The organism is Acinetobacter sp. V89_4, from assembly GCF_029967875.1.
In the GTDB taxonomy this organism is placed as follows: domain Bacteria; phylum Pseudomonadota; class Gammaproteobacteria; order Pseudomonadales; family Moraxellaceae; genus Acinetobacter; species Acinetobacter oleivorans.
In genome coordinates this window covers 202,861-225,946 of sequence record NZ_JASCAI010000030.1, presented here as the reverse complement: position 1 = coordinate 225,946, position 23,086 = coordinate 202,861, and the positions used below count along the sequence as shown (strand labels likewise).

At 37.1% G+C, this 23,086-nt stretch carries 26 protein-coding genes; 15 read left to right on the top strand and 11 right to left on the bottom strand.

The features are described 5' to 3' along the window. Positions 1-130: 130 nt before the first annotated feature. The 3 genes from QLG01_RS18475 to QLG01_RS18465 form a co-directional block, all read right to left on the bottom strand. Positions 131-1,165, bottom strand: coding sequence for an AraC family transcriptional regulator (locus QLG01_RS18475; RefSeq protein ID WP_282497181.1), 1,035 nt, complete (start codon positions 1,163-1,165; stop codon positions 131-133). 308 nt (positions 1,166-1,473) lie between these two features. Beyond that, positions 1,474-2,799, bottom strand: coding sequence for a haloacid dehalogenase-like hydrolase (locus QLG01_RS18470; RefSeq protein ID WP_282497134.1), 1,326 nt, complete (start codon positions 2,797-2,799; stop codon positions 1,474-1,476). 116 nt (positions 2,800-2,915) lie between these two features. Further along, complete coding sequence (locus QLG01_RS18465; RefSeq protein WP_282497133.1) at positions 2,916-3,917, bottom strand: phosphotransferase; 1,002 nt, start codon at positions 3,915-3,917, stop codon at positions 2,916-2,918. Positions 3,918-4,097: 180 nt separating this feature from the next. Between QLG01_RS18465 and eat the strand changes: the two genes are divergently transcribed. Further along, positions 4,098-5,513 (top strand): ethanolamine permease, encoded by a 1,416-nt coding sequence (gene eat / locus QLG01_RS18460; protein ID WP_282497132.1) that lies wholly within the window; start codon positions 4,098-4,100, stop codon positions 5,511-5,513. Between the two features lie 88 nt (positions 5,514-5,601). On the opposite strand, the gene QLG01_RS18455 is transcribed toward eat, so the two are convergent. Then, positions 5,602-6,069 (bottom strand): Lrp/AsnC family transcriptional regulator, encoded by a 468-nt coding sequence (locus QLG01_RS18455; RefSeq protein ID WP_004642213.1) that lies wholly within the window; start codon positions 6,067-6,069, stop codon positions 5,602-5,604. Positions 6,070-6,187: 118 nt separating this feature from the next. Here QLG01_RS18455 and QLG01_RS18450 point away from each other — a divergent pair, with 118 nt between their 5' ends. Both QLG01_RS18450 and QLG01_RS18445 read left to right on the top strand, forming a co-directional pair. Beyond that, on the top strand, positions 6,188-7,048 hold the full coding sequence (locus QLG01_RS18450) for an EamA family transporter (protein WP_023274282.1): 861 nt from the start codon (positions 6,188-6,190) through the stop codon (positions 7,046-7,048). Positions 7,049-7,242: 194 nt separating this feature from the next. Further along, entirely contained in the window at positions 7,243-7,869 is a 627-nt protein-coding gene (locus QLG01_RS18445) for a hypothetical protein (RefSeq protein ID WP_282497131.1), read from the top strand. Positions 7,870-8,118: 249 nt separating this feature from the next. Here the strand turns inward: QLG01_RS18445 and QLG01_RS18440 are convergent, their stop codons facing one another. The 3 genes from QLG01_RS18440 to QLG01_RS18430 all read right to left on the bottom strand — a co-directional run bounded on the left by QLG01_RS18440 (position 8,119) and on the right by QLG01_RS18430 (position 9,132). Continuing rightward, complete coding sequence (locus tag QLG01_RS18440) at positions 8,119-8,352, bottom strand: hypothetical protein (RefSeq protein ID WP_140947354.1); 234 nt, start codon at positions 8,350-8,352, stop codon at positions 8,119-8,121. Positions 8,353-8,693: 341 nt separating this feature from the next. Next, positions 8,694-8,825, bottom strand: a complete 132-nt coding sequence (locus QLG01_RS18435) for a hypothetical protein (protein ID WP_227502001.1) — start codon at positions 8,823-8,825, stop codon at positions 8,694-8,696. Between the two features lie 154 nt (positions 8,826-8,979). Continuing rightward, on the bottom strand, positions 8,980-9,132 hold the full coding sequence (locus QLG01_RS18430) for a hypothetical protein (protein ID WP_151987509.1): 153 nt from the start codon (positions 9,130-9,132) through the stop codon (positions 8,980-8,982). A 383-nt stretch (positions 9,133-9,515) separates the two neighbouring features. Here QLG01_RS18430 and QLG01_RS18425 point away from each other — a divergent pair, with 383 nt between their 5' ends. The 12 genes from QLG01_RS18425 to QLG01_RS18370 all read left to right on the top strand — a co-directional run bounded on the left by QLG01_RS18425 (position 9,516) and on the right by QLG01_RS18370 (position 19,608). Next, positions 9,516-9,836, top strand: a complete 321-nt coding sequence (locus QLG01_RS18425) for a hypothetical protein (protein WP_013198383.1) — start codon at positions 9,516-9,518, stop codon at positions 9,834-9,836. A 235-nt stretch (positions 9,837-10,071) separates the two neighbouring features. Further along, a complete protein-coding gene (locus QLG01_RS18420; RefSeq protein ID WP_013198382.1) occupies positions 10,072-10,281 on the top strand; it encodes a cold-shock protein in 210 nt (69 codons plus the stop codon). Between the two features lie 221 nt (positions 10,282-10,502). Continuing rightward, positions 10,503-10,652, top strand: a complete 150-nt coding sequence (locus QLG01_RS18415) for a hypothetical protein (RefSeq protein WP_013198381.1) — start codon at positions 10,503-10,505, stop codon at positions 10,650-10,652. A gap of 96 nt (positions 10,653-10,748) precedes the next feature. Further along, positions 10,749-11,219, top strand: coding sequence for a hypothetical protein (locus QLG01_RS18410; RefSeq protein ID WP_140947396.1), 471 nt, complete (start codon positions 10,749-10,751; stop codon positions 11,217-11,219). Between the two features lie 147 nt (positions 11,220-11,366). After that, positions 11,367-11,555: a hypothetical protein gene (locus QLG01_RS18405; protein WP_081309099.1), complete on the top strand. Its 189-nt coding sequence runs from the start codon at positions 11,367-11,369 to the stop codon at positions 11,553-11,555. 630 nt (positions 11,556-12,185) lie between these two features. Further along, entirely contained in the window at positions 12,186-12,749 is a 564-nt protein-coding gene (locus QLG01_RS18400) for a TetR/AcrR family transcriptional regulator (RefSeq protein WP_282497130.1), read from the top strand. A gap of 317 nt (positions 12,750-13,066) precedes the next feature. Continuing rightward, positions 13,067-14,131 carry a catalase family peroxidase gene (locus tag QLG01_RS18395; RefSeq protein ID WP_262770717.1) on the top strand — a complete coding sequence of 355 codons (1,065 nt, stop codon included), beginning with the start codon at positions 13,067-13,069 and terminating at the stop codon, positions 14,129-14,131. A gap of 12 nt (positions 14,132-14,143) precedes the next feature. Then, complete coding sequence (locus QLG01_RS18390) at positions 14,144-14,734, top strand: cytochrome b (protein WP_262770718.1); 591 nt, start codon at positions 14,144-14,146, stop codon at positions 14,732-14,734. 276 nt (positions 14,735-15,010) lie between these two features. After that, on the top strand, positions 15,011-15,937 hold the full coding sequence (locus tag QLG01_RS18385; RefSeq protein WP_262770720.1) for a LysR family transcriptional regulator: 927 nt from the start codon (positions 15,011-15,013) through the stop codon (positions 15,935-15,937). Positions 15,938-16,049: 112 nt separating this feature from the next. Next, positions 16,050-17,243, top strand: coding sequence for a CaiB/BaiF CoA-transferase family protein (locus tag QLG01_RS18380; protein ID WP_151987515.1), 1,194 nt, complete (start codon positions 16,050-16,052; stop codon positions 17,241-17,243). Continuing rightward, positions 17,240-18,178 (top strand): hydroxymethylglutaryl-CoA lyase, encoded by a 939-nt coding sequence (locus tag QLG01_RS18375; protein WP_151987517.1) that lies wholly within the window; start codon positions 17,240-17,242, stop codon positions 18,176-18,178. Before QLG01_RS18380 ends, QLG01_RS18375 begins: the two co-directional genes overlap by 4 nt. Positions 18,179-18,291: 113 nt before the next feature. After that, on the top strand, positions 18,292-19,608 hold the full coding sequence (locus tag QLG01_RS18370; RefSeq protein WP_140947400.1) for an MFS transporter: 1,317 nt from the start codon (positions 18,292-18,294) through the stop codon (positions 19,606-19,608). Positions 19,609-19,749: 141 nt separating this feature from the next. Here QLG01_RS18370 and QLG01_RS18365 read toward each other — a convergent pair whose 3' ends face one another. The 4 genes from QLG01_RS18365 to QLG01_RS18350 are packed head-to-tail and all read right to left on the bottom strand — an operon-like array spanning position 19,750 to position 23,086. Beyond that, a complete protein-coding gene (locus tag QLG01_RS18365; RefSeq protein WP_199944805.1) occupies positions 19,750-20,475 on the bottom strand; it encodes an amino acid racemase in 726 nt (241 codons plus the stop codon). 1 nt (position 20,476) lies between these two features. Next, positions 20,477-21,499, bottom strand: a complete 1,023-nt coding sequence (locus tag QLG01_RS18360) for a D-cysteine desulfhydrase (RefSeq protein WP_192454859.1) — start codon at positions 21,497-21,499, stop codon at positions 20,477-20,479. 16 nt (positions 21,500-21,515) lie between these two features. Next, on the bottom strand, positions 21,516-22,307 hold the full coding sequence (locus tag QLG01_RS18355) for an ABC transporter ATP-binding protein (protein WP_262770723.1): 792 nt from the start codon (positions 22,305-22,307) through the stop codon (positions 21,516-21,518). After that, a complete protein-coding gene (locus tag QLG01_RS18350) occupies positions 22,307-23,086 on the bottom strand; it encodes an ABC transporter permease (protein ID WP_282497129.1) in 780 nt (259 codons plus the stop codon). Before QLG01_RS18350 ends, QLG01_RS18355 begins: the two co-directional genes overlap by 1 nt.

Here is a 23,086-nt window from a genome sequence, read left to right as displayed (position 1 = left end):
CTTCAAGTTGGATGTTAAATCTAATTTGAGGGGTATTTTGTTGTTCAATTATTTTATGTGTCTTTAGACGTTATCTCAAATTGCTTAAATAATAAAAAGGCCTTTATTCAAGGCCTGTATTTGCAATGTTTTAGTGTCTTAATTGACGTGGTGTAACACCAAACCAGCGTTTAAATGCACGAGATAGAGCACTTACTTCTGAGTAACCTAGCAGGAATGCCATTTCTGAAATTGGAATATTTTTCTGCTTAATATAGTGCTCGGCCAATTCACAACGAACCTGATCGACTAAATGGGTAAAGGTGAGTCCTTCATTTTTTAAACGGCGGGTAAGGGTGCAACTCGTTAAACCAATATCATGAGCGATTTTTTCAAGGTTTGGTTCACCTTCATTCAGTTCAAGTTGGATGTGAGAGCGAACTTGATCTGCAAGACTTTGACTTTGAGAAGAGCGATTGAGTAACAGCAGCGTATCTAAAATCACTGTTAATAAAATAGAATCACGCCCCGGCATAGTATGCTGGACGTCTTTTTTTGAAATGATGATGGAGTTAAAAGGTTGATCAAAATAAACAGGCGCGTTAAATAGTTTGCTGTGTTCTTGCCAAAATTCAGGTCGAGTATGCTCAAAGTGAATCGCGCGTGGTGAATAATGAGGGCCCATTACTTCACGAATCACGTTCATAAACATGCCCATGGTCAGTTCTGCATCTTGGCGGCGAGTTAAAATCGCGCCGTGTTGAACCTGATAATCTATGCGCCAGCTATCTCCTAAATCGACCATTCGATTAAGCGTATCTTTCTGATGCAAATAAAAGTTATTGGTCATGTTCATGAGTGCAGACTCTAATGTATTTGAACAAAGACCAATGTACCCAATGAGCCCTAATGATTTCGGTTGAAACTGTTGACCATAATGCAGGCCAAAATTATCACAACCAGAAACCAGCGCCGCCTGTTCTAGCACCTTGCAATAATTGGGGAGTTGTAAGCTCAACGTTGGGCTAATTAAAAGTTCAGGATTAATACCACTAATACCTAAAACGCGATCAACATCTGCACCTTTTTGACGAATAAACTCGCTTAATCCAGAGGCAGCTGCAGACAATACACCTTGATTACACATATTTGAATCGACAAGATGAGCTGGGTTGAGATGTAACATGTCAAGTCTCATGATATTTATTCCTAACTATTCTTATATTAAGCAAAAGCCATACCAGTTTTTGCTTACGTCCATGATTTTGTGTTGTTAAAAACTTTTATAAAATAATGACTTATGTGTTGCTGTTTTAAGTTTCAGATTTGATTCTTTAAGAAGAGATCAAGAGTTGTATTTAAGGTTGGGTAGCGAACTAAAAGAAGGCAGAAAATGCATTAGAGATAGGCAAACAGGGCAGAACTAAAACAAGAAATTAATCGGTTTCTCATGCATACAACATCTATTGTAGGCATGAGAAAATAAGTGAAATATTAATTTTTTGTAGTTTTTGCCGTTTGCGCGCCATAACTTAAACTGGCCATTGAGGGTCTAAATTGACCTGTATTGGCATCGCGGCCCTGTAGTAAGAACTTAGTATTGGCTTGACCATAGCCCTGCACAGCCTGCTGAGAAAACTTTCCAATATCAGAGCTTGGGCTGCGCAATCGGTTGATAATCAGAACTTTCTGAGTCGCCGCAAAATCTTGCATCATATTTTGATCGCCTTCACTGTCACCTGCGATAAAAATTGGTCCGTAACCATATTTAGAGACTAAAAAACGCTGGATGGTGGCAGTTTTGCCTTTACCTTGAGTTTGCGCATAGCCATGACGAAACTCAGGTAAAATTCGATTTTGTGCATCTCGTTCCAACTCCATCGCGTAGGCATTTTTTTCATTAATGTTATAGCCGATCTCTGGATTAGAAATAATTTCCTTAATCACATCAATAAAAGATGCCGAGCAGACATAGACATCAATTCCATTATCCTGAAAGGCCTTAAATAGATTTTGCATTTCACGGTATGGTCTTAAACCATTTTCCCAAGTGGTTTTCACAACGCCTGCTTGGCCCGAAAGTGCTACGGGAGAAGTCCATGTTACAGGTCCAATCGGTTGCTGCATTTGCCAAGCCACCGTTGCTTTTACCAGATTACGGACTTCTTGTTCGGTAAGCCCAGTAAATAAATAAGTGACCCACGGATATGCAACTTCATGATCAAAGGTGTCTCCAATCGCTGCATATAGATATCTCATTTTAGTAATGAAATTGAGATAATGCGGATCTTGTTTAATTTGATCGAGACTTTGCTTACCTTTTAGACCGTTATAGTGGTGATAAAGCCATGAGTAGCTGGCAATAATATCTGGGGCAATTTTATTAATATTGACGGCTTGGCCTTGCTGGTTATTGTAGGCCGCTTCAAAGTTTTGTGAGCTAATCCCTTTACGAATAATCTGATTAAGCTGCTCTGGCGTGACATTAAATGCTAAGTGTTCAAGCTGATAAATTAAAGTTGCTTCTTCGATGTCTAAAAATACCGAGGTATTGTCAAAGTCAGTGACAATATATGGGCGTTTGTTAGGATTGTAGTTTGGGCTATCTTTTCCATAGCTAGCAATCAATTGGTTAAGCTGGTCAAAGTTAAAAGCGTCCCATTGACCTTTTTGGATATATTCCTTTTTTGGAATAGCGACCGCGGGAGATGTATTTTGTATAGGGTTGTAATTACATGCGCTTAGAGCAATCATACTTGCCAGACTACTGGTGAGTAATAGTGCTTTGGCAACTTTGCTCAGTTGATGGGTAGCTTGCATAAACCCTTCCTTTAAATTCTATAAAATTTAAAAACTAAAAACTAAAAACTAAAAACTAAAAACTAAAAACTAAAAACTAAAAATTGAAAATGAAGAAAAGCGATCTAAATCACTTTTCAAATTCCTACAGGCATTTGTCCGTTTAAATATTTTTTACAGAGACGCACAGTTTCATTGGACCATTGATCTCCAAGACTTTGAGCCATTTCTGTTTGTGCATGCGAACCATTCCAAGCCATCATTTGAATGCGGCGTTGCATGATAAAAGTCGGGATCATTTCATATTCTTCAGACTGAATATGACCTACGCGCTCGTAGCCTTTTAACCAGTAATCAACCCAATGAGGCGCATTTGCATAATGTTCATTGAAGCTAATTGCAGCGGCGAGATCATGCATAAACCAGCTCATGCCGCAGTCATCAAAGTCGATCACACCGATACGTTCTTGTTGTAGTAATAAATTGGTTAAACGCAAATCGGCATGAATCAGGCCATAGCGTTCTTGGGTTTTGCCAAAGAAATTTAAATCTTTCGAAATCTGTGCAATCGCTTCTTCAATTACGCCGTGATCTTGTGGTCTTAAATGAGGTGCATTTTTCCAGTTTCCCCAGTGTCCATCTGCACCGACCATGGTTTCATGGTTCCACACAATACGTTGAAAGTTTTCAGGGGCTTGCCATGTCTTACTATGTACGTGCAACTTTGCGGTAATTTGTCCTAATTGTTCAAATGCAGTGGGGTCAACTTCAACAGTTGGCATGTCGCCCTCAACCCAGTTAAAAAGAACTGCATAACGATAAATATCATTCGATAGTTTCAAGGTGATTACGCGCTCACCCGATTGATCTGCAATCGCAACAGGAACTTGAATACCGCTGGCATTTAAAGCATCTAACCATTCAAGCTCACTTTGTATATTGAGTTTGCTGTGATAATTGGGGCGGTGAATTCGAAGTGCATATCGGGCAGACCCAGTCGAAACTTGATAGGTTGCATTTTCAGACTGACACAGTAGTTTGACCTGTCCTTGATAGTCTGATGGATATTGCTTAATTGCTTGTTCTGCCAGTATTTGTAATTGAACTTGGCTTAAAAATTCATTTTGTTCTACAGACATAACCCATCTCCTCAATTTAATTTTTAAACACGTTTCGTGTTGAGATGCCGTCGATCTTATAAAAGAAAAAATGAATCAACTTGACTTCAAGTGGTCGGGGAGATGTTTTGCTGTCAAGTTTTATGAATATCTTTTGCGCAACTATTGGTGGTGTAAATTTAGTCGATAAGGCATACGACAATGAAAGAATCTGAATTAAGCGTAGATGTTGGTGCTTTACAACAGGACGCAGAGTATTTTGCAAAACGTCAGTTAAAAAAGGGGGCAGTAGGTTGGTTACTTTTAGTGGGGCTAGGTGTCTCTTACGTCATTTCGGGTGACTTTGCAGGTTGGAATTTTGGACTGGCACAAGGCGGTTGGGGAGGACTCTTTATTGCAACAGTCATCGTCGCGTTTATGTATCTTTGCATGAGCTTTGTGATGTCTGAGATGTCGACGATGTTGCCCACTGCTGGCGGTGGCTATAGTTTTGCCCGTGTTGCATTTGGTCCTTTTGGAGGATACCTCACAGGGACTGCAATTTTAATTGAATATGCAATTGCACCTGCTGCGATTGCCGTATTTATTGGGTCATATTGCCAATCACTCTTTGGAGTTGGCGGCTGGGCTGTTTATTTAATTTGCTATTTAGTTTTTATGGGTATTCATCTCAAAGGTGCAGGTGAAGCTCTTAAAATCATGTTTGGAATTACCGCCGTTGCTTGTATTGCACTGGTCGTATTCATTGTCGCGATGCTTCCCCATTTTGACAGCGCACGTTTGTTTGATATTCCAGTCAGTTCTCATGCAGGTGCGAGTAGCTTTTTACCGTTTGGCTATATGGGAATATGGGCCGCAGTACCTTATGCCATCTGGTTTTTTCTTGCAGTTGAAGGGGTACCACTGGCAGCCGAAGAAGCAAAAGATCCAGTACGTTCATTGCCACGTGGCTTGATTGGTTCAATGTTGATATTGGCATCGTTTGCACTTTTAATTTTATTTTTGGGAGCAGGCGCAGCGGGTTCAAATGCTTTAAAAAATTCAGGAGCACCTTTAGTTGATGCACTCATTGCGGTATATGGTCAGCACACATGGTTGGCAAGTTTTGTTAACTTTGTAGGTCTTGCGGGTCTTGTCGCAAGTTTCTTCTCAATTATTTATGCATATTCACGTCAGATCTTTGCATTGTCACGTGCTGGATATTTACCAAAAAACTTATCGCTTACCAATGAAAATAAAGCGCCATATTGGGCCATTATCATTCCGGGCATTATTGGCTTCTTACTTTCTTTAACAGGTGAGGGTGACTTACTCATTTTAATGGCGGTATTCGGTGCAACCATTTCTTATGTGTTGATGATGCTCTCACATATCAAATTACGTTTATCTCGCCCTGAATTACCACGCCCTTATAAAACGCCTGGAGGAATATGGACATCTTGCATTGCCTTGACTCTTGCTGCTGTTGCTGTAGTGGCAGGGTTAATGGTAAATCCAAAAGTTTGGTTATTGGCTGCGCTGATTTATGTCGGATTTATACTTTATTACTTGTTATATAGCCGTCATCATTTGGTGAAAGGCACGCCTGAACAAGAGTTTGCCATGATTGATGACTGATTTTCATTGCAGTAAAAATAAAGAGGCTTCGGCCTCTTTTTAAGTTTTATAAAACGACTAAAAAGTTTAGAAGCCAAAATAGAAAAGTTTAAATATTTAACTCAAAGTTTACTTTTACACGGTCTAAAACAATTAAGGTTCGATATGTTTTTACATCTTCATTATCCGCAAAATGTTTTCTAACTAAACTTTCAAAATGAGATAAGTTGTTGCTCAGCATAATAATGATAAAAGAGACTCCTCCATTCACAAAGTAGCACTGTTGAATTTCTTCAACAGAAGCAAAGTATTGCTTCGCTCTATCCATCACGACAGAGCGGTCTTCGCTAAGTCGGACTTCAATAATAGAAGTAATTTTTTCTCCAAATTTTAGCGGATTTAAAATAGCGCAATTTCTTAAAATAATTTCCTTTTCTTCCATACGAGATATACGTCTTTGAACAGAAGCTGAGGATAGGCCAATTTTTTCAGAAATTTCTCGATGCGAAGTTTTATTGTCTTTTTGAAGTATTCTTAAGATTGCATAATCAAAATTATCTAAAGAAATATCTGACATGAGTAAATCTCTCATTAAGCTTTAAATATAGAGTTATTTAATCGTTTTATTGAGGCAAATAGAAGAAATATATTGATTACATAGAATTAAAATTTCAATCATTCCCAGAGTGGTAAATATGATGATTGAGACAAACTCCAAGCAAGGCATGGCATTTGCAGCCGCATTTCTATCTTTAGTTTCTGTGCAAATAGGAGCATCAATAGGAAAAGCCCTTTTTCCAATTCTGAGTGCAGAAGGAGTGACCTTAACTCGACTTGCTTTAGCAGCATGTTTCTTATGGATTGTTTATAAACCTTGGAGAGATTGGAATAAACAGACTAATTGGAAAAATCTCATTATTTATGGGGCCATCCTCACTTTAATGAATACTTTAATTTATAAAGCATTTTCTTATATGTCTGTGGGGATCGCTATTTCCATCGAAGTGTTAGGCCCGCTTACGGTCGCTATTTTAATGTCTAAAAATAAATTAGATTATTTTTGGGGAGCATTATCTCTTATTGGTTTGCTTTTTTTACCCATGGGCAATTCAAATAATAACTTTAGCTTTATTGGTATGGCGTATGCGCTTGTGGCTGCCGTGGGTTGGGGACTGTATGTTATTTTTGGCTCTAAAGTTGCACAAGGTGGCGGAAGCTCTGTTGCAACTGGAATGTTCTTGGCGGCTTTGTTTGCAACGCCTTTAGGTGCATCTCACATTATCCATATTTTTGATAGTTATAAGATTCTTCTTACCTGTTTACTCATGGCGATGCTAGCAAGTGCAATTCCATTTATATTAGATATGGTTGCTATGAAAAAGTTGCATCCGCGAGTTTTTGGAATATTAGTGAGCGCATCACCAGCGGTGAGTGCTTTGGCCGGATGGCTGATTTTAGATGAACGATTAAATCATTTTCAGATCATTGGAATAACAATTATTATGGCATCGTGTGCAGGGTGTTCTTATTTTTCCTATAAACGTAATACTGCATAAGCCCATTTGTCTATGATGGCATATATCTAAAGCTGGATGAGTCGTTTTGAAGGGGGATAAATAATAAGCCCCCATAAAAAGGCTGCCTCTATACAAAAAGAATATAAAAACAGCAAGTATCACTTACTCAAGTATCATTTTAATCTGATTGATATTTATACAATATAGTTACCAGATCACAAGGATATGAACTGATGAAATTTCTAAAATTTCTAACTTTTAGTACCATTCTTACGTTGTCCGCGCATAGTTATGCGACAGTGGGTGGTGGACAAAAAATTGAAGTATTGGGTTATCAGGAAAAAGAGAAGAAACTTTATATATTAAGACACTACGAAGATGGTCGAGGACGTTTACCACAACTATATTATTATCTATTAAATAGTAAATCGCCTGACAAACTTATTGAAGTTAAATCTCTCTATATCAATCCAAAAACACATAAGATTGATTATGATCAAGATAGTAGAGCGTTTGATAAAGCGCTTAAAAAAATTAAAAAGAATTTAACTCCTTTGATCGTAAGTAACAGTAAGACTGTAAAAATTCAGACCTTAAAAACTCATCAGAATCAGGTATCGGCTTGGTTTGATCCTTCAGGAAAGATCACGCAATATAAAACCGAATATGTTGTAAAATCGCCGTCTTTACAAAGTAAGACCCATGTTGCGGTTCATTACACCAAAGTAATAAAAATTTCCCAAAATTATAGTGTGCCTAAACACAATAAGAGACTAGTTGTCGTTAAATATCTGGGGGTTCCAGAAGAAACTGGTTATGACATTGAAGACCCCGTTTTACTACTGCCTGTGAAAAAATAAGTTTAAGAGCAAATTATTTTCTTGGTTCAAATCGGTAGCAGCAGGGCATCACTATCTGGATGTTTACGACAATATTGCTAGTATTGGTCATTATCATCTTAGGGTCATTGAAATTGTAAATTAGCAAAAAAAATGCCCATTTGTTATTTTCTAATCATTTTGAGAGTTAAAAACGGTGATATTTCAAAAAGGATTTTAATTTTTTATATAATTAAATCAGTTGTCTATAAAACTAATGAACGAATTAATTTATTCAAGATCAAGTTGATTGTCATCTTTAGTGACTTTGATTTTTAACTTTTTATATTTCCGTTTGTTTGGATCAATTGCAGAATTTATAACCTCATCTGCGAAAGATGAACATAGCATCAATTTTGCGTATGTTCTGTAACCTATCAAAATTCTTCGTAGTGGGTAGTCTGTTCTTGTAGAGTAATAGTCGATTCTGGAGTTTAATTCTTGTAGCAGGGGCTGCTGGGACATTGGAATAATTTCTCTAAGAGGTACATACAGCATATAGAGATTTAACTCCGCTAAGAAGAATTATTTTGAAAATGTTATAAATTTTAGATAAATCAATATTCATATTAAATATCAAAGTATTTTAGATATGCAAAATATATATTTATTCCTTGTAAATTTAAGTAGATACACTCCAAATGGCAATATTTTATTATGCTGTAAAAAATATTAGTAACAACTCTTTTTAAAGCCACAGTGGCCTATGTGTTATAGTCAATTTCGATTAATTATTGGTATTAAAATGGATATCTGTATTGGCGGTATACTTGATGGGAAGAAAAGAAAGGATGATCAAAATCATTTCAGAGTAGATAGTCATTATTCTGATCATGGTTCTGAATATAATAAAGAGCATTTTCATTTACATGGGCAGCTTCATACATTTTGGATAAGTGAAGATATTGATTTTTTTGCCGCGCAAAAAAGAGTTGAATTAATATTAAGTGCAAGATTTGGGCTTGTTTAAAAAAATATATGTACCATTTTGGATAAATTTTAATATAACAATTTTAAATTAAATATTTTATAATTAATATGATGTGAAACAAAAGCTCTATTTAATATAGAGCTTTTGAGTTAATAAGTTATTTATTCCTTTTTTTCTTGATTATTATTTTCGGTAGGATTTTTTTCTGTTTCAGGGGTTTGTTCGGGGTTTTCAGTTTTATCCTCAGTAGGTTGAGCATTAGAGTCATTTTGATTTTGTGTGGTTTTTTTTGAAAATTCTTTGAAATCAGACATTTTAAACTTCTTAATAATAGTAAGGAAGCTTTATCGTAGGCTTTTAATTCAGTTACATTGCGGTGATTGTGAGAACTCTATGTAGAGATATGTGCCTAAAAGTTTTCAATTATCGACATAATATTTCTTTGAGTCAAATAGAGTGTTGATATATAAGTGGAAGGAAATTTTAATCAAATACAAGAGTTAACATATAGTTAAATAGCTATTGTATTTAATGTTTTTTTAATAATTACAATTTATTTAAATATATTATTTTAAGTTCTTAATTGGAGGGGTGTTTTTAATTAAAGTGGGGGGTCGATCTATAAATATATTTATACAACATAAAGATACAGTTTTACATGCATACTCAATCAAATTAATTAAAAAATGAGAAAAATATGGATGCTGAAATGAAAAAATATTTTGATGTGGCTGAAAGTGTTTATAATAATATTCACTTTAAAAATCAGTCTTCTAAAGATTTAGTTGATTGTCTCAATAGACTGTTAGTTGAAATTAAAAAAGAAGCAGCTACAAACAACTTACAATTAAAATATTCTGTTATTGATTTTGAAAGCTGTTTAAACAGGCCAATGAAAGAGCGTATTGTTAAAATTGATTTAAGCCTTCTCCCTAATTTTGAGAATCAATATGAATTTATTCTTTGGTTGGTAAGTTTTATAAAAAGTATTTCTGTATCTAGAAGTTATTATTTTTAAATTGTTGTTTGATAGCAAATAAAATAAATATTTTTTAAATTTGTTGTATAAATATTTATTTAGCGTATACTCAATTTAACTAGAAAAAAAGACTTATTAGTAAATCCTCTTTTAGTATCGTAGTTTTATTCATAATCCTTCGTTTTTTAAGATCTTAAACTCAATTTGTTATTATTTTCAAAGTTCAATGAGTCATAAATATGGCTTTATATTATTAAAAATCAAAGGATATATTATGTCTAATACAGCAATTGGTACAGTGAAATGGTTTAATGAAACTAAAGGTTTTGGTTTTATTCAACAAGATGCAGGTCCAGATGTTTTTGCACATTTTAAAGAAATCAGTAGTTCAGGGTTTAAAACCTTATATGAAGGTCAACGTGTTAGTTTTAATATAGCTCAAGGACAAAAAGGTCCTTCTGCTATTAATATTGTTGTTCAATAATATACTTAAAAAACAAAAAAAGCACCTTAGGTGCTTTTTTTGTTTTTTAAGTATATTAATTTCTAGATAATTTATAAATTAATTAAAATATTAATAATTATGATGTTAAACAAGGGTATCACATTCAGATACACTTGCATTGTATCTATATAAAGGTAAAAGGACTATGTTAACTAAGTGCTAGATAATCATCTACACAACATTAAATAGGAGAGACTCTAATGTCTCAACAAAACCAAGTTAAAAACGATCAAGACAAATCAAAAGAGCAACAACAGCAACAGCAAGACGGTAAAGAGTTTGAGCCTAAAAGTCCTGATCAGAATGCTGTAGAAAAAGTTGATCAAAATGATAAAATTGAGAAAAAATAATAATATAATAAATTTGTTTTTTCTTAAATGATGGGTTGGTAGAAAGAATAATGATTCTTTTTGCCAATTTATAAAATTAAGAGGAATGTTTTTAATATGTCTTTTATTATAATAATTTTAATTTTGTTTGTTTTTGCTTATATTTTATTTAAGGTTTTTTCTACAGTTAAACTGGAACTCCCCGAAAGTACTCTAAAAATAGCTGGAAAAATATTTACAGAGAATAAGAACTTTTTCGAACATGAAATAATTGTAACTTTATACCAAGAAGAATTGATAACTTTAGTCGGCAATCAAAATAGTGATAGAACTAATGTCTTTAAAAATGCTGTAATATGCCTTGAAAAAGAAACAAATAAAATTGCAGTGTATATAGATACTTTAAGAGTTGGATATCTTAATAAAATAAATTCTTCCAGTTTTGTTAATTTTTTAAAAACAAAAGGTTTTAGTGAGCGAGATGCTTTTGAAGTTGATGCCGTTATAATGAGTGAAAAAATAAACCAATGGAGTGTGAAATTAGACATACCATACGATATGGAAAAGTTTAGGTTTGATAAATATTAAATTTACGATAACTATTTAATTGATATTTCTATAAGATATATTTTGGTACATTTTTTTTAGTATTGAAAATAAAAAGAGATCATAATAATTATATTGATAATAAAAAGGACAAAAGACATGGAACTTAGAGCTGTAAAAATGCATAAAATGTTTAGAGATTTTCATGAAGAAAAGGAACTTGGCTATGTAGGGGAATATGATGAAAAACATAACCTTATAGCGATATATGATATTTTTAAAGAAAAGATGCAGAAAATAGAAGGAACTTATCAATGGGTTTTACCCTCATCGGGTGAGGTGTTTTTTGTTGAGGAAGATCCGCTATATAGTCGTTAATGGATTTTGCCTCCTACTTTAAGCAGATAAAAGCCTCTTTATAAATCCCAATTTAACAATAATTTGCTGATTATTTATCCTTACTTTTTAATGATCTATTTTAAAACAAATGTCATTTTGTGTGCTTGACTGCTAAAGGGCAGAGCACTATCCTTTGCCTGCTGGCCACATTGCCAGTCGGTTTTGACGAACCGTTCTCACACGAGTATCAGAATTATTCCTTCTGAGGGATAGTTTTGTGCAGCTCTTCGTCTCCCTCTCGTAGCGGTAGGACGGAAGGGGGACACCTTCGGGTGTGCTGGCCTCGTGTGACCAGTTCGTCAACCCTCTTTCGTTCTGCCACCATAATTTTAATGTTTCGGCAGAACTCCCAATAAAAAGGAGTTGGCTTTGCACATCCATTATTTCTTGGCTCTCAATGCCAAAAGCTATAACAACACAGCTTAAAAATTTAAAGCAGCTTGATCGCCCTAAGGTTCTCAGGCTTTAAGTCATTACGGCTCAAAAAACTTATTTGAACAACAAAACTTGAGATGTGCCACGCACAGTCTTTATAGGCTTTGCTGTGCCTTTTTTTCTCCCAAAAAAGTATCTCATTTAGAAACAACAAGAATTTATAACGGTAAATCTATGCCAAAGTTAGTTCTCCCTACACGTGCCATTCAAGTCATTAATAGGTCGATTGATTTATTTCACCATCATGGCTTTCATACGGTTGGAATCGACAGAATCGTAAAAGAGTCCAAAATTCCAAAAGCGACTTTTTATAATTACTTTCACTCTAAAGAACGATTTGTTGAAATCTGTTTGACTATGCAGAAAGAACGTTTAAAAGAAAAAGTGGTTTCAATTGTTGAGTACGACCACAGCAAAAGTGCCACCGATAAACTTAAGAAACTTTATTTCTTACATACCGATTTAGAGGGACTGTACTATTTATTGTTTAAAGCTATTTTTGAAATAAAACTGACCTATTCAAAAGCTTATCAAGTCGCAATTAAATACCGTACATGGCTAATCAATGAAATCTATAGTCAGCTTAGAGTATTCAAAACGGATGCGACTTTTCAGGATGCCAAGCTATTTTTATATATGATTGAAGGCGCAATTATTCAGTTTTTAAGTTCGGGTCAGGCAGATGAGAGAGAAAGAGTGTTGGATTGTTTTCTCATCTCTATGATCAATCATCACTAGTTAACGAGCTCGCTTTTAAAAAGATCACCTCTTCGGACTCTTTCGGTCAATGTGGGAGCTTCTAGATTCTTTGTTCCCATGCTTTATTTATCTCCATTCAAATGTTAATAAGATTAATACTAACCCCGAGGTGCGTACCTTATATGATCGGGAAATAAATATTATATTAAGGCTAATCTCTATTGGATCCAGAATATTTCAGGATTTTATTTACTCAGCTAAGGTTGAATTTGGTTCCATCAATCTAAGAAAAACTCTTTTCACATGATCAAAATCTTCTTTAGGGATGCAGCCATACAATTTACACAGGATGAAGAATGAATAATTTGAATTTTAAAACTCTAAAGAAGTATTGGTTGCGATTCTTGGGTATTGCTGTAATCGCGGGCTCCTTAGTATTGGCATTTGCTTGGGTTGCTGGTCTATTGGGACATCGCACCACAAGTAAAACATTTTTGGGCGACTCATTAAGTAAATTTGATCCCGGTTATCGACGTGCACACGGTAAGGGTATTTGTTTTGATGGCACTTACCACAGTAATGGTGCGGCGGCTGCACTCTCTAAAGCGACTGTATTTGCCAAGTCTGATATACCAGCAATTGGTCGATTTTCTATTGGAAGTGGTAACCCGCATGCGGCAGATAATTCTACAGCAACAGTGAGTATGGCTTTATTACTTTCCGCAGCTGATCATTCACAATGGCGCATGAAATTAAACAACTTTCCTTATTTCCCTACGCGAAATGCTGAAGGTTTTTTAGCGCAGCAAAAAGCATTTAAACCAGTTCCATCTACTGGCAAACCTGATCCAGCCCTTGTTGAGGCTTTTCTAAAAGAATATCCCGAAGCTCGTAAGTCTATTGAGCAAAAGGCAAAGATGCCATTAACCGGTAGTTTCAGCGGCGCAGAATTTTATGTCGTAAATGCTTTTATATTGCGGGCTGCCAATGGACAACAACAGCCAGTCCGTTGGTCTATGCGTCCTCATTCAAAATTTATTAGTCTGACGAAAGAACAACGTGATCAAGCTGGCCATGATTTCTTATTTAAAGACATAAAAAAACGTTTGGCTGAAGGGCCGCTATATTGGGATTTAGTTTTGCAACTTGCCGAGCCAGGAGACCCAGTGAATGACCCATCTCAACCTTGGCCAAAAGAACGTAAAGAAGTGATAGCAGGAACATTGGAAGTTAAAAATGTAACTGAACAGGTAAATGGCGTTTGCCGTGATATTAACTTTGACCCAACATTGGTTCCACCCGGAATTGAGTTATCAGATGATCCAGTACTCGCCGCACGAGCGGGTATCTATGCACAGTCTTACAATGCTCGCTTACGTGAAATTGGATTTGGCAAAGCAACGGATGCCGTGGGTAAATAGGAGAGATCAGCCATGCAAAACAAATATAACGATAATGCTCCACGTCATTTTAATTTGACTGCTCGAATACTACATTGGCTTATGGCGGTAGCGATTTTGGCGATGCTATTTATTGGTGTAGGAATGACAACCTCAATCACTTGGCGTCCGTGGTTAATCGATATCCATCGTCCTTTAGGAATCGCAATCTTATTACTGGTCATCTTAAGATTAATAAATCGACTCTATTATCCAATTCCACCTTTGCCGCTGACTGTACCGCGCTGGCAGGCGTTTATTGCCCATGCATCACATTGGTTACTTTATATTTTGATGTTTAGTTTGCCATTGCTCGGATGGGCAACGCTTTCGGCAGGTAATTGGCCTGTAACGTTATTTCCGGGTTGGGACCTTCCACCAATCGCTCCAACCAATTCTACGCTCTATGCTTGGTTTCGCACTCTACACGGAATTTTGGCTTGGCTGTTATTTGCTGTCGTTATTGGTCATCTGTCTGCTGCATTATTACATGCATGGGTTTATCGAGATGGCGTATTCTCAAGTATGGCTTTGGGTTCTTCTGCTGGGTCAAATAGAGATAATGAAAAGGAGAGTGCTGATTGAGGGGAGTGATTTAGCTCTTAAGCTCAGATCAGGCGGATAAAAGGAATAAGCCAGCGGAAATGGTGGCTTATTTTGATGGACTTAAAACAAATAAATTTGGAATGAATGATGTTCTATTTAAGTTACATTCGATTTTGGTTTAAGGTTTTAAATGATTGATAATATTTAAATTTAATATATTTTATCTGTCTAACAATGGGAAAATATAAATTTCCTATAATTCTAAATATTTGTCATAGCCTCATAAGCTTCAAGTTATAAGATTGGTAATGTGTAATGCATATTGAAAATATTATTCGAAAACTAGATTTAGTGACTTTAAAGATATTTCAGACGGTCTGTGATGAAAAATCTCTGAGCAAGGCCGCTGAAAAAAATATGATTGCGCTGTCTGCTGCAAGTAAGCGTTTGACTGATTTGGAGCATTTGATTGGAACCAAATTGTTTATTCGTGATGGTAAGGGCATGCAAATTACACCTGCTGGTGAAAGCCTGCTTTACCATTGCAGAACCATTTTAGACTCGGTTTATAAAGCTTCGGTTGAGTTAGAAGAATACAAAATAGGTATTAAAGGTTTTGTACGATTACAGGCAAATTTATCAACAATCATTCAGTTTTTACCCGAAAGTCTGCATCCTTTTATTATTGAAAATCCTCAAATTAAGATTGAGCTTGAAGAACGTCCAAGTATAGAAATTATCCAAAATGTAAGTAATAAAATTGCCGACTTAGGCATCTGCATTGCTGAGAATTTGTCAGAAGATCTGGATTATTATCATTATCGTAGCGATCGGCTGGTTGCGGTCATACAAAACCAGCAATATTTAAGTGACCAGAAAATCATTTCCTTTGAAGATGCATTAGATTATGACTTTATTGGTCTGCATACTCAAAGTGCGATTAATCGGATTTTGCAGCAAAAGTCTGAAGCGCTAGGAAAGCAGCTCAAACTCAGAATATTGGTGACGAGTTTTGATGCCGTTTGCCGTATGGTACAGGCTGGTATGGGGATTGGAATTTTGCCTCATAAGGTTTTTGAAATTTTTGGTAAACCCTTGGGGCTGGCAAGTGTAGAGTTAACCGATAGTTGGGCAAAAAGAGACTTATATCTTGTGTCCAAGCGTGATGAGTTTTTAAATCCAGTAACTTTGCTTTTAAAACAATACTTTATGCATCCACATAAAGAAATTATATCTAAATGACTTTTAATAGGTTTCGCAAAACACGAAGACTTGTTGATCTTTTAAGAATTGTATTACTGCTCATTACGCCATAAATTTAATTCTATCGGAAGTAGATATAATATGGATTGTTATGAGTCTAGCCCTTGAGAAAATAAAAGTCCTAGAAATAGGAACTCTAATTGCTGCTCCTTTTGCAACACGCATTCTTGCTGAGTTCGGTGCAGAAGTCATAAAAATTGAGCCTATTGGCAAAGGCGATCCACTTCGTAAATGGCGTAAGTTACATCACGGAACATCTTTGTGGTGGTATTTACAGTCACGTAATAAGAAATCTTTAGCGCTTAATCTCAAGTCACCGGAAGCAATTGCTTTAATCAAAAAGATGATTGTCGATACCGACATTCTGGTCGAAAACATGCGTCCTGGTGCACTTGAAAAATTAGGTCTAGATTGGGAAACCTTAAAATTAATTAATCCTAAACTGACTTTTGTTCGCATATCTGGTTATGGGCAATCTGGCCCTTATAAAGACAAACCCGGCTTTGGAGCAATTGGGGAGGCAATGGGTGGAATTCGTTATACCACGGGTTCCCAAGATTCTGCGCCTGCACGAGTTGGGGTGAGTTTGGGTGACTCACTTGCCTCCTTACATGCGGTGATTGGCGCTTTAATGTCGATTGTAAATATCAAAACAAATAACGGTAACGGACAGATTGTTGATGTCTCTCTTGCAGAGAGTGTCTTCAATATTATGGAAAGTGTTGTCCCAGAATACGACTTGCATGGTTTTATTCGGGAGCGTTCTGGAGGTTCGTTACCGGGCATTGCACCTTCAAATACCTATCGAACCAAGGACAACGCTTTTGTTGTAATTGCAGGAAATAGTGATCCAATTTTTAAGCGCTTGATGCATGTGATTGGTCGTGAAGATTTGGCAAATCGCCCTGAGTTTGAACACAACGATGGGCGTGCGCAACAAAGTGATTTGCTAGATGCCGCAATTGAATCATGGAGTCGGCAGCATTCAATTGATGCGGTCTTGCAGCAGCTTGAACAAGCCGAGGTTCCATCAGGGCGAATTTATTCTGTAGCCGATATGGTTAATGATCCGCACTTTAATGCACGTGATATGTTGCTTTCAACCGAGTTGCCTGATGGTCAGGTGGTAAAAATGCCGGGTATTGTTCCGAAGCTTTCCGAAACACCGGGGCAGGTCAAATGGCGTGGTCCTGAGTTAGGCGAGCATACAGAATCTGTTTTAAAACAATATGGTTATCAAGCTGAAGATATTGAAAGCCTGCGTGTATCGGGAGTAGTACAATGACAGCATTTACCGACTTACTTGTCGTACAAGAAGTCTCTCCACGAGATGGTTTGCAAATTGAGCCGACTTGGGTGCCCACCGATAAGAAAATTGATTTAATTAATCAGTTGTCGACAATGGGTTTCTCTCGAATTGAAGCAGGGTCTTTTGTCTCTCCAAAAGCGATTCCGAATCTGAGAGATGGTGGTGAGGTTTTTACTGGAATTACACGCCATAAAGATATTATTTATGTTGGGTTAATTCCAAATTTAAAAGGCGCGCTTCGGGCAATTGAAGCCAATGCAAATGAGTTGAATCTTGTGCTCTCTGCTAGCCAAACCCATAACCTTGCCAATATGCGTATGACAAAAGCTCAATCGTTTGCAGGATTTACCGAAATTGTGGAGCAACTACAGGGTAAAACACAGTTTAACGGAACTGTTGCAACAACTTTTGGCTGTCCATTTGAAGGCAAGATTAGTGAAAGGGAAGTGTTTAGCTTAGTTGAACATTATTTAGAGCTGGGTATTCATAATATTACACTGGCAGATACCACTGGCATGGCGAACCCAGTGCAAGTGAAAAGAATTGTCTCTCACGTTTTATCGTTAATTTCGTCTGAGCAACTGACCTTACACTTTCATAATACACGTGGCTTGGGGCTAACTAATGTTCTTGCAGCTTATGAAGCAGGAGCAAGACGGTTTGATGCTGCATTGGGAGGTTTAGGTGGGTGCCCATTTGCACCAGGTGCTTCAGGAAATATCTGTACTGAAGATTTGGTCAATATGTGCGAAGAAATGGGAATACCGACCACTATTGATTTAGATGCTCTCATTCAACTTTCAAGAACGCTCCCTGCACTTTTAGGGCATGACACGCCAAGCCAATTAGCCAAGGCGGGGCGAAATACTGACTTGCATCCGATACCGGATTACATCAAATCACTTAATTAAGATACGTCATTCAAGATAGTTGGAAATAAGACGATATTCGTATCGTCTTCGGTCAACTCGTCTTTAAAATCTTGAGAGGACATGTCTTGAGGCTCATTTTCAGGAGAAAATAAATGAGTTTAAAGCAAAGCATGGAATTATCGGCTGAAGCAATTGCCGAAAAGCAATTAATAAAAAAAGTAGCATGGAAAATCATGCCATTAATTATGGTGTGTTACTTATTTGCCTTTTTTGATCGTATTAATATTAGTTTTGCCAAGTTTCAGTTACAAGCTGATTTATCTCTAAGTAATACAGCTTATGGCCTCGGTGCCAGTTTGTTTGTAATAGGGTATGTCATATTTGAAGTACCCAGTAATTTATTGCTACATAAATTTGGTGCGAGAAAATGGATTGCACGCATCATGGTTTCTTGGGGGGTTGCAACAGCCTTAATGGTGTTTGTGACTACCGAATGGCAATTTTATGTATTACGTTTCTTGATTGGTGCAATGGAGGCTGGCTTTGCTCCGGGTGTACTGTATTACATGACCCTTTGGTTTCCTCAAACCTATCGTGGCCGAATTATTTCCTTATTCTTCCTTGCTTCTGCTTTTTCAGGCATCTTTGGAGGACCAATTTCAGGGGTGTTGTTGTCATCACTTGATGGTGTGATGAACATGCGTGGGTGGCACTGGTTATTTCTATTGGGAGGTATTCCGTGTGTTCTGTTGGGGCTCTGTGTTTTAACTTACTTAAAAGATCGTATTGATGATGCGCAGTGGTTATCATCCTCAGAAAAAGCTCATTTGAAACGCTTGGTTGAACCTAAACAACCAGAAAAAGCTTCTCACTCATTATGGGCTGCCATTAAAACGCCGGGATTATTAATTTTAGGTGTTATCTATTTTCTGATTCAGATTGCATCTTATGGTCTAAACTTCTGGGGACCACAATTAATAAAAAGCTCAGGTATTGATGATACTCAAGTGATTGGTTTTCTTAGTGCCATTCCATATCTCATGGGAGCAATTACGATGGTAATTGTTGGGCGTTTAGCGGACAAATCTGGGGAGCGTTTAAAATTTACTGCTGGTTTACTCTCTTTAGGTGCTATCGGTTTCTTCACCGCCGGTTTCTTTGATGCAAACCCAGTTGTAGTCGTCATTTCGCTTGCGTTATTAGGGGCGGGTATTGTTGCTGCAATTCCTTCTTTTTGGAATTTACCACCTAAAGTCTTGGTCGGAGCTGGGGCGGGGGCTGCTGGTGGTACAGCACTCATTAATACATTAGGGCAAATGGGCGGGATTGTTAGTCCTATTATGGTTGGCCATATTAAAGACATAACAGGTAGTACAACGCCCGCTCTATATATTATTGCAAGCTTATGTGTTGTGTGTATTGCACTATTGATATGGGCTACGCCAAAACGATTACAAGAGAAAGGTTAAATGATTCACTCATGCTCAAAGCCACTTTGTTGGCTGTAGCATGAGTGTAGTTAATATGAAAGTGATCTAGAAGCTTACTTAATTCGATACCACGTTTGGTTTCGGCTAATTATTCAGTTTTTAGATTCGAAGAACATTATTTTAGAGTTGTGTATTCCGATAAAACCAATGTACACAAGCATCTGCCAAAATTTGTGTGGTATCAAAGCTCACATCTAAAATTGGAGACTGGATTGCATGTAACCCAATTGGAATTTCTGTACAAGCTAAAATAATCGAACCAGCACCTTGATCTATGAGTCTTTGGCTTAACTCTTGAAAAACGATACCCGCTTTTGCCGATTCATTACGTTTTACAGCATAAACAGCGGGCATAAATTCCTGTTCAATTTCTTCATCTGAATTAATGACAAAAGGAATGTCATGCTTGCTTAACTCATGTTGATACAACTGAGTAGAAAGGGCACCTTTGGTTGCCAATATTCCGACTTTATCACCCGATTGATAATTCTTTAAAATCTGTTGCACCGTAATTTCAACCATATTTAAGATTTCAATAGGGGTGTGTTGCTGTAAGTCAGAATGCCAGAAGTGTGCGGTATTACATGGAATGGCGATTTTAGAGACACCGCTACGCTCTAAAATTTTTAGTCCATGTAACATGGCATTTAAAGGACTTTCACCTAGGTTTTTAAGTGCAAGTTGTCGGTCAGGAATACCGCCGTGATTCCAAGCAATTGTTGGAATATGTTCCTGATCTTTAGTGGCAGGGCTTGCATCGAGCAGACGCTGTTGAAAATCAACAGCAGCGCCCGGTCCCATGCCACCCAAAATTCCAAGGGTGGGGAGTTGTGAAAATTCTGTCATCTTACAAACGGTATGCATCTTTGTTAGAAAAGGTTTTACGATAACCGAATAGACCTACGGCACCGCCTGTATGAAGGAAGATCACTTTGTCATCTTTAGTGAAATGACTCTGACGGATGAGGTCGACTAAGCCTGCAAAACCTTTACCTGAGTAAACAGGGTCAAGCAAAATACCTTCAGTTCGAGCCAGCAATTCAACAGCCTCAACCATGCTATCAGTTGGAATACCGTAGCCATCGCCAACATAGTCACTATTCGCAATCACTTTTTCACGAGCAATAAGATCTGCACTTAAACCCAGATGTTCTAAAGTTGCACGAGTAAGTTTATAAACATTTTCTTCTTGTTTGGATTTTTCGGCACGAACGCTAATACCGAGTACTGGTAAGTTTGAGTGAGTTACCGCAATACCTGCTAAAAGGCCAGCTTGAGTACCCGTGCTACCTGTTGCATGTACAAGATGAGTCGGAGCCAGTTGAATCTGGTTAAGTTGGTTAATTAATTCAATTGCTGTTGAGACATAACCTAAAGCACCAATAGCGTTTGAGCCACCGCCCGGAATAATGTACGGACGTTCACCTTGTAGTTCTAATTCTTTTGCTTTAGTTTCTAAAGCCGCCACCATATCGGTGCCACTCGGAACAACCTCAATTGATGTTGCACCTAAAATCTCGTCGAGCAATAAGTTTCCATTGTTGTAATATTCATCTGTACCATCACTAACGCGTTGTTCGAGTAAAACAGATGCCTTTAAACCAAATTTATTTGCTGCTGCAATTGTTTGGCGAACATGGTTAGATTGAGTTGCACCTTGAGTAAGTACATGGGTTGCACCTTTTGCAAGTGCATCACCAATTAAAAACTCTAATTTGCGGGTTTTATTACCGCCTGTAGCCAGCCCTGTAGCATCGTCTCGTTTGATGTAAATCTGGGGACCATTTAACGCTTTAGTTAGGTTAGGTAAAAACTCTAGTGGAGTAGGCGCATGAACCAGTTGAACGCGCGGTAAATGACTTAATAACATAATAATGTCCTAAAATTTAATGTATGTAATCAATCATGCGGCTTACTTCTTTGCGCATAATTTCTAAAATATGTTTTTTGGTTTCAATAAATTCTTGCTGTGGCGCAATATTTTCAATACTACGCGCACGAGGTAAATTCACTTGAATATCTTCGGCAATACGCCCGGGATGGCCTGCCATTAAAATAATGCGATCTGCTAAAAGTAGAGATTCATCAATATCGTGAGTAACAAATAAAACGGTAGTTTTATTATCTTGCCAAAGCTGAGTCAGTGTTTCCTGCATCAAAATACGTGTTTGAGCATCTAAAGCCCCGAAAGGCTCATCCATTAATAAAATCTTTGGCTTCATAACCCACGCACGGGCAAGGGCAACCCGTTGCTTCATACCACCTGAGATTTGCCAAATTCGATGATGTTCAAACTTCTTTAAACCCGTTTTTTCTAAGTAATATTCAGTTTGCTCAGCAATATATTTAGGCTCAGCTTTTGATTGCTTAAGTGGAAATTGAATATTTTCTTTTACTGTGAGCCATGGAAATAACTGAGCTTGTTGAAATACAACAGCTCGGTCAATGCCCGGTGCTGAGATGGTTTGACCATCTACATAAATCTCACCTAAAGTTGGTTTTTCAAAACCAGCAAGCAAGTTCAAAATAGTTGATTTACCACAACCAGAAGGCCCAAGTAAGCAAACAAACTGACCTTCAGGAATTTTTAGATTAATATCTTCTAAGACCGTATTTTCCGTTTTGTTTTGTTTAAATATTTTCTGAACATTATTTAGCTCAATAAAGGGTTGAGTCATTATGCTTTTCCTGTCCAAGGGGCCCATTTTTGCTGTGCTTTCACAATGAGCCAATCTAAAATAAAGCCAATTGTTCCAAGTAAAATAATCCCGACAATCACCACATCTGTACGTAAATAAGAACCCGCATTAATAATCATCCAGCCTAAACCAGAAGTCGCTGCAACCATTTCCGCTGCAATTAATGATGTCCAACCAATACCAATAGATAAACGAATGGTGGTGAAAATTTCAGGAAGTGAAGAAGGTAAAATGACACGGAATAAGATTGCTGCTTTTCCTAAGCCCATGGTTTGTGCTGCTTGAATCAAACCATATGGAACGTTTTGGCTTGCTGCGGTTGCACCCACAATAACGCTCAGTAAAGTCGCAATAAAAATAAGGAAAAATTTAGATTCCTCACCAATCCCTAGCCACACAACCACCAATGGAATGAGGGCAATTTTGGGAATTGGACGTAAGAATTGTACAAATGGATCTAAAATGGCATTAAGTACAGGACTACGGCCCATTAATAATCCCAAAGGCACACCAATAGCGATTGCAACGAAGAATGCAAAGAAGGCACGCGCCGTGCTGACTAAAATGTGTTGATAAAAAGGAGCATCTCGGTAACCGTTTTTAAATAAATCTAAAACTGTATCTAAAATCTGTAGAGGAGAGGGCAACAAAATGGGTGAGACAAGTTTAAATGTACACACAAGCTGCCAAATAATCACAAAAGTGATTAGCGATAATGTACTAATCACTTTTACTTTAAACGGGTTCAACTGAATCAT

What these genes read in the sequence shown, in the direction of transcription:
- QLG01_RS18475 (WP_282497181.1), bottom strand. Translation starts at nt 1,165, where the DNA reads ATGTTACATCTCAACCCAGCTCATCTTGTCGATTCAAATATGTGTAAT.
- QLG01_RS18470 (WP_282497134.1), bottom strand. Translation starts at nt 2,799, where the DNA reads ATGCAAGCTACCCATCAACTGAGCAAAGTTGCCAAAGCACTATTACTC.
- QLG01_RS18465 (WP_282497133.1), bottom strand. Translation starts at nt 3,917, where the DNA reads ATGTCTGTAGAACAAAATGAATTTTTAAGCCAAGTTCAATTACAAATA.
- eat (WP_282497132.1), top strand. Translation starts at nt 4,098, where the DNA reads ATGAAAGAATCTGAATTAAGCGTAGATGTTGGTGCTTTACAACAGGAC.
- QLG01_RS18455 (WP_004642213.1), bottom strand. Translation starts at nt 6,069, where the DNA reads ATGTCAGATATTTCTTTAGATAATTTTGATTATGCAATCTTAAGAATA.
- QLG01_RS18450 (WP_023274282.1), top strand. Translation starts at nt 6,188, where the DNA reads ATGATGATTGAGACAAACTCCAAGCAAGGCATGGCATTTGCAGCCGCA.
- QLG01_RS18445 (WP_282497131.1), top strand. Translation starts at nt 7,243, where the DNA reads ATGAAATTTCTAAAATTTCTAACTTTTAGTACCATTCTTACGTTGTCC.
- QLG01_RS18440 (WP_140947354.1), bottom strand. Translation starts at nt 8,352, where the DNA reads ATGTCCCAGCAGCCCCTGCTACAAGAATTAAACTCCAGAATCGACTAT.
- QLG01_RS18430 (WP_151987509.1), bottom strand. Translation starts at nt 9,132, where the DNA reads ATGTCTGATTTCAAAGAATTTTCAAAAAAAACCACACAAAATCAAAAT.
- QLG01_RS18425 (WP_013198383.1), top strand. Translation starts at nt 9,516, where the DNA reads ATGGATGCTGAAATGAAAAAATATTTTGATGTGGCTGAAAGTGTTTAT.
- QLG01_RS18420 (WP_013198382.1), top strand. Translation starts at nt 10,072, where the DNA reads ATGTCTAATACAGCAATTGGTACAGTGAAATGGTTTAATGAAACTAAA.
- QLG01_RS18415 (WP_013198381.1), top strand. Translation starts at nt 10,503, where the DNA reads ATGTCTCAACAAAACCAAGTTAAAAACGATCAAGACAAATCAAAAGAG.
- QLG01_RS18410 (WP_140947396.1), top strand. Translation starts at nt 10,749, where the DNA reads ATGTCTTTTATTATAATAATTTTAATTTTGTTTGTTTTTGCTTATATT.
- QLG01_RS18405 (WP_081309099.1), top strand. Translation starts at nt 11,367, where the DNA reads ATGTTTAGAGATTTTCATGAAGAAAAGGAACTTGGCTATGTAGGGGAA.
- QLG01_RS18400 (WP_282497130.1), top strand. Translation starts at nt 12,186, where the DNA reads ATGCCAAAGTTAGTTCTCCCTACACGTGCCATTCAAGTCATTAATAGG.
- QLG01_RS18395 (WP_262770717.1), top strand. Translation starts at nt 13,067, where the DNA reads ATGAATAATTTGAATTTTAAAACTCTAAAGAAGTATTGGTTGCGATTC.
- QLG01_RS18390 (WP_262770718.1), top strand. Translation starts at nt 14,144, where the DNA reads ATGCAAAACAAATATAACGATAATGCTCCACGTCATTTTAATTTGACT.
- QLG01_RS18385 (WP_262770720.1), top strand. Translation starts at nt 15,011, where the DNA reads ATGCATATTGAAAATATTATTCGAAAACTAGATTTAGTGACTTTAAAG.
- QLG01_RS18380 (WP_151987515.1), top strand. Translation starts at nt 16,050, where the DNA reads ATGAGTCTAGCCCTTGAGAAAATAAAAGTCCTAGAAATAGGAACTCTA.
- QLG01_RS18375 (WP_151987517.1), top strand. Translation starts at nt 17,240, where the DNA reads ATGACAGCATTTACCGACTTACTTGTCGTACAAGAAGTCTCTCCACGA.
- QLG01_RS18370 (WP_140947400.1), top strand. Translation starts at nt 18,292, where the DNA reads ATGAGTTTAAAGCAAAGCATGGAATTATCGGCTGAAGCAATTGCCGAA.
- QLG01_RS18365 (WP_199944805.1), bottom strand. Translation starts at nt 20,475, where the DNA reads ATGACAGAATTTTCACAACTCCCCACCCTTGGAATTTTGGGTGGCATG.
- QLG01_RS18360 (WP_192454859.1), bottom strand. Translation starts at nt 21,499, where the DNA reads ATGTTATTAAGTCATTTACCGCGCGTTCAACTGGTTCATGCGCCTACT.
- QLG01_RS18355 (WP_262770723.1), bottom strand. Translation starts at nt 22,307, where the DNA reads ATGACTCAACCCTTTATTGAGCTAAATAATGTTCAGAAAATATTTAAA.
- QLG01_RS18350 (WP_282497129.1), bottom strand. Translation starts at nt 23,086, where the DNA reads ATGATTCAGTTGAACCCGTTTAAAGTAAAAGTGATTAGTACATTATCG.